This is a genomic window from Aquimarina muelleri DSM 19832, assembly GCF_000430665.1.
GTDB classification, from domain to species: Bacteria; Bacteroidota; Bacteroidia; order Flavobacteriales; family Flavobacteriaceae; genus Aquimarina; species Aquimarina muelleri.
This window is the reverse complement of sequence record NZ_AUML01000075.1, coordinates 1-5,397: the sequence shown is the minus strand read 5'-3', so window position 1 is coordinate 5,397 and position 5,397 is coordinate 1. Positions and strand designations below refer to the sequence as shown.

Here is a 5,397-nt window from a genome sequence, read left to right as displayed (position 1 = left end):
TTTCCAGAAAGGAAATAGAAAAGAAAAAGAAACTTATTTCTTGGCGGGATGGTTCAAAATTGGTAAGAACAGCATCTAAAAGTAAGAGGGGTACCTCATCGCAAGCTATTGCGGTAATAGGTATGGCGGGACAGTTTCCTGAGGCAAAGGATGTAGAGGAGTTTTGGCAAAATATAGCAGGAGGTAAAAACTGTATCAGAGAAGTTAGTAAAGAGCGTTGGGATATAGATGCATATTATAGCGAAGGAGAAGTAGTCTCTGGAAAAACTTATAGTAAATGGATGGGAGCCTTGGAAGAATATGATCTTTTTGATCCAATGTTCTTTACGATCTCTCCGGTGGAAGCAGAAAGTATGGATCCACAACAACGTTTGTTTTTACAAAGCTGTTGGCATACTATAGAGAATGCAGGATATAGCTCGAGTGCATTATCGGGTAGTAAATGTGGGGTATATGTGGGATGTGCTTATGGAGACTATCAAATGTTATCGAGAGAGCAGCAACTAAGCGCACAAGGGTTTACTGGTAGCTCTACTTCAATATTAGCGGCACGAATTTCTTATTTTTTAAATTTACAGGGCCCTTGTATTTCTATTGATACGGCTTGTTCTTCCTCATTGGTGGCTATTGCCAATGCTTGCGATAGCTTGGTATCTGGTAGTATTGATTCGGCTTTAGCAGGAGGAGTATATGTAATGTCAGGTCCGGATATGCATATAAAAACGGCACAGTCAGGTATGCTCTCTGCGGATGGTAGATGTTATACCTTCGATCAACGAGCCAATGGTTTTGTGCCAGGCGAAGGCGTTGGGGTAGTTATGCTAAAAAGACTCGAAGATGCAGAAAAGGATCAGGATACTATCCTTGGAGTTATTCAAGGTTGGGGTGTGAATCAGGATGGTAAAACAAACGGAATTACCGCACCAAACACAGAATCCCAAACACTTTTAGAACAACAGGTATATGATCAATTCGATATAGATCCTAATAATATTCAGTTAATAGAAACGCATGGTACTGGTACTAAACTGGGAGATCCTATTGAGGTAGAAGGATTGCGAAAATCTTTTAAAAAATATACCGAAGAAAAAGCATATTGCGCTTTAGGATCGGTAAAGAGTAATATCGGACATTGTTTAACGGCTGCGGGTGTTGCAGGATTTATTAAAGTACTTCAGGCTATAAAACACCAACAGCTGCCTCCAACAATTAACTTTGAAAAATTGAACGAACATATAGGATTAGAGGGGAGTCCGTTTTATGTGAATACAGAATTAAAAGATTGGGAGGTAGATGAAAATCAATCCCGTCAAGCCGCTATAAGTTCTTTTGGTTTTAGTGGCACTAATGCACACTTGGTTTTGGGAGAATATACTGCTCAGAGAACCATAAAAACCCCTGTTCAGGGGATTACCCAAAACTCAGAGCTAATGATTCCATTATCGGCAAAATCGGAGGAACAACTAAGAGTAAAAGCTTCAGATTTGCTGAGATTCATTGAAAAAGAAGGCGATAGTCTTGATCTGGTAGAAATAGCGTATACGTTACAAGTAGGTAGGGAAGCTATGGAAGAACGACTTGGATTTATGGTGAGTAGTGTTTTTCAATTAGCAGAAAAACTTAAGATGTATATCAAGCAAGAGAATACTATTAATGGGATCTATCAAGGGCATGTGAAACGCAATAAAGAAGGTTTGCGGATCATTAGTAATGATAATGAAATGAGAGAAGTTATCATCCAAAATTGGATATCTCAAAAGAAATTATCAAAATTACTGGATTTATGGGTAAAAGGCCTGGAGTTGGATTGGAACAAATTCTATGGAAACCAAAAACCTAAACGTATAAGCCTGCCTCTGTATCCATTTGCTAAAGAACGATATTGGATTGAAGCGACTCCGAATAAGCAGGATAAAGAGATAGAACAGACAGCGTCTATTTTACATCCCTTATTACATGTGAATACTTCAGATTTTAGTAAACAAAGTTATAGTAGTACATTCAACGGAGAAGAATTTTTCTTAAAAGATCACCAGGTTTTTAATAAAAAAATTCTTCCTGGAGTAGCATATTTAGAAATGGTTCAAGTAGCTATTAAAAAAGCAATGCCTGCTCCTGTAGAACAGGCTATTCTGGAGCTGAATAATACTGCTTGGATTCAGCCTTTTGTTGTAGATCACAAAAAACAAATAAATACAACTTTACTCTTAGACGATTCAGACCTTACAGCAGACAAACAAATACATTATAAGGTGTCCAGTTATAATGAAGAGAAAGAAATTATTCATTTCCAGGGTCAAGCAATGTTTGGTAGCCAACAAGTTCCAGAAAAACTAGATATACTAGGACTTAGAGACCAGATGATAAGAGGTAAGTTAGAGAAGAATGATATTTATACAGTTTTTAATCAAATGAAACTTTATTATGGGCCTGCACATCAAGGTGTAGTAGCAATTTATAAAGGGGAGCAACAAGTATTGGCAGATTTAATTTTACCAACTATAGTTGAAACGGAGGAAAGAAGTTATTTGTTACATCCAAGTTTAATGGATAGTGCTCTGCAAGCATCTATCGGTTTATTTCAGGATTTGAATCAAATCTCACCACAACCATTACTTCCTTTTGCTTTAGAATCTGTACGTATTATTTCTGCTTGTACAAAAAATATGGTGGCATGGATTCGTTACTCACCAGAAAGTAACCCTGATAGCAGAGTCACGAAACTGGATATAGATCTTTGTGATCAGGAAGGACATATATGCGTACAAATTAAGGGAATTGCTTTTCGTGTTATGGAAAACAATAACAGTCCTATAAATACGAACGGGACATCAACTTTTAATGAGACCTATTATCAGAAACTTATTCAAAGTGTATTAAACAAAGAGCTTTCTGATGAAGAAGCTGTGGAATTAGTTTAAAAACTGAATTCTTGAGAAAAATTTAAAAGAAAAGATGAAGGAAAACCTAAAAAAAATATTTCAAGATGTTTCCAGCGGCAAGCTCACACAAAAAGAAGCTCTGGAAAAGATTAAGGTTATCAAACAACAGGAAGAAGGTAAGACTACAATGGCATTGCTTTCTAATCAAGTATGGGAAGCTACTTCCTTAGCGGTAGCCTCTGAGAATACGCCAGAGTATGTTCAACAACATATTATTCTGTGTGAAATGCCTCAAATTAAAGAAGAAGAAGTAAAGGCATCTTTTCCCGATAGCGAGGTTTTAGTTTTACAAGCAGATCCGCAACAAAATATCGCAAATAGATACAGCAATTATGCTCTTATTTGTTTCGATTACCTGCGTACTCTGCTTACCAATAAGGTTCAGGGTAAAATTCTAGTACAAATAGTAACAGGCAACAATACAGAACAGGCTGTTTTTACAGGTCTTTCAGGCTTATTAAAAACAGCTGGATTGGAGAATCCAAAGCTAGTAGGTCAGGTTATTATTACCCATCCAGAGGTAGAAGCAAATACACTTTTCTTACAATTAGAAGAAAGCCAAACCATGTTTTTGGATTCTGTTATCAAATATGAGCAGGATATTCGGTATGTTTTAAGAAATAAAGAGATACCAGCAACTCATAGCGATCCAAAGATTGCATTCAAAGATCAAGGAGTATACCTTATCACAGGAGGTATGGGAGGTTTAGGACTTTTATTCGCAAAAGAGATCCTTAAACAAACAACGCATTCTCGGATTATTTTAACAGGTCGTTCTATATTAACTCCTGAAAAGAAAGCAGTTCTGGATGCATTGCCAGTACGAAATAGTAGTGTGGAATATCATCCACTGGATGTAAACAGTCTGGATCAGGTAAGTACTTTGATTTCTTCTATAGCCGATGGAGGTAAGCAAATTAATGGTATCCTTCATTGTGCAGGGATGACCTCGGATAATTTTATTATTAAAAAGACTAGTGATGAATTTGATAAAGTTCTAACTCCAAAAGTTTCAGGGACATTTAATCTGGATTTAGCGAGTAAGGATCTGGATTTAGATTTTATAGTATTATTTTCTTCCGTTGCTTCGCTATTGGGTAATATAGGTCAGGCAGATTATGCTGTAGCCAATGGATTTATGGATTGGTTTTCTGTATATCGCAATGGATTGGTTTTGTCGGGCGATCGACAGGGGCATACCGTATCTATCAACTGGCCATTATGGCAAGAAGGAGGTATGCAAATAGATCAAAAAAATCAAGAAATACTCAAACAAACGATGGATGTGCAACCAATGGAAACAATCCTAGGGATGTATTCATTTTATCGTAGTCTGGAGTTCCCTCATAATCAGGTTTTGGTGATGAAAGGGAATGATTTATCGGACTTGGGCAATACTAAAAATATAGATTATGAGGTAAAAAAAGAACCTTTGTCTAATGATGTAGCTATAGATTCTCAAATGATTTCAGATAATATAGATCTTTTCAAAAAAACAGAGGATTACTTATGTAAAGAATTCTCTTCATTATTAAAGTTGACTTCCCGAAAGATAGATCCTCAAGAGTCATTAGAGAAATATGGAATTGATTCTATATTAGCGATGAAGTTTACGAGCCAGTTAGAGAAAACCTTTGGATCTTTATCTAAAACCTTGTTTTTTGAGTATCAGAATATCAGAGAACTCACAGAGTACTTTGTAACTTCTCATCCAGCTCAATTAGCTGCCCTTTTCAATACAAAACTAGATAATACAAATAATAAAAAGTCAAAAGATAAAGATATCCAGCCTCAGATTAACGATCAAACATGGCAGGAAATGATCTCAGGTAAGCGTTTTATTAATTCTCGCCCTTTTACTGATTTAACCAATTCTAAACCATCACCTAATACAGACCCCATTGCTATAGTAGGCTTAAGTGGTCGTTACCCAGAGTCTGTTAATATCGAAGCCTACTGGGATAACCTTCGTGCAGGTAAAGATTGTATTATCGAAGTACCCAAAGAACGTTGGGATTGGCGAGAATACTATAGTGAGGATCGTACTAAGAGCGGTCATCATTACAGTAAATGGGGTGGTTTTATAGAAGGTGTAGATGAGTTTGATCCAAGGTTTTTTAATATTTCTCCAAGGGAAGCAAAATCGATAGATCCCCAGGAGCGTTTGTTTTTGCAGCATAGTTGGATGGCAGTAGAAGATGCGGGATATACCCGAGCAAGTCTTCAAATACCACATGGGGATATGGCTGGTCAAGTAGGTGTATATGCGGGGGTGATGTATGGTGAATATAATCTATCTGGCAGCCTTGCCAGCATAGCGAATCGTGTATCTTACTTTTTAAATTTGCATGGTCCTAGTATGACATTAGATACGATGTGTTCTTCTTCTTTAACGGCAATACATCTTGCTTGTCAGGATTTAAAGGAAGGCCGTACTGATTTGGGTATTGCCGGA

General features: G+C 37.0%; 2 protein-coding genes. Both read left to right on the top strand.

Annotated elements, in window-relative coordinates; translation table 11 throughout:
- Positions 1–2,921: type I polyketide synthase (locus H527_RS22660; protein WP_162143833.1), on the top strand; the 2,921-nt coding region annotated here is incomplete at its 5' end.
- A 34-nt stretch (positions 2,922–2,955) separates the two neighbouring features.
- The coding region (locus H527_RS22655; RefSeq protein WP_035088951.1) for a beta-ketoacyl reductase at positions 2,956–5,397 on the top strand (2,442 nt) is incomplete at its 3' end.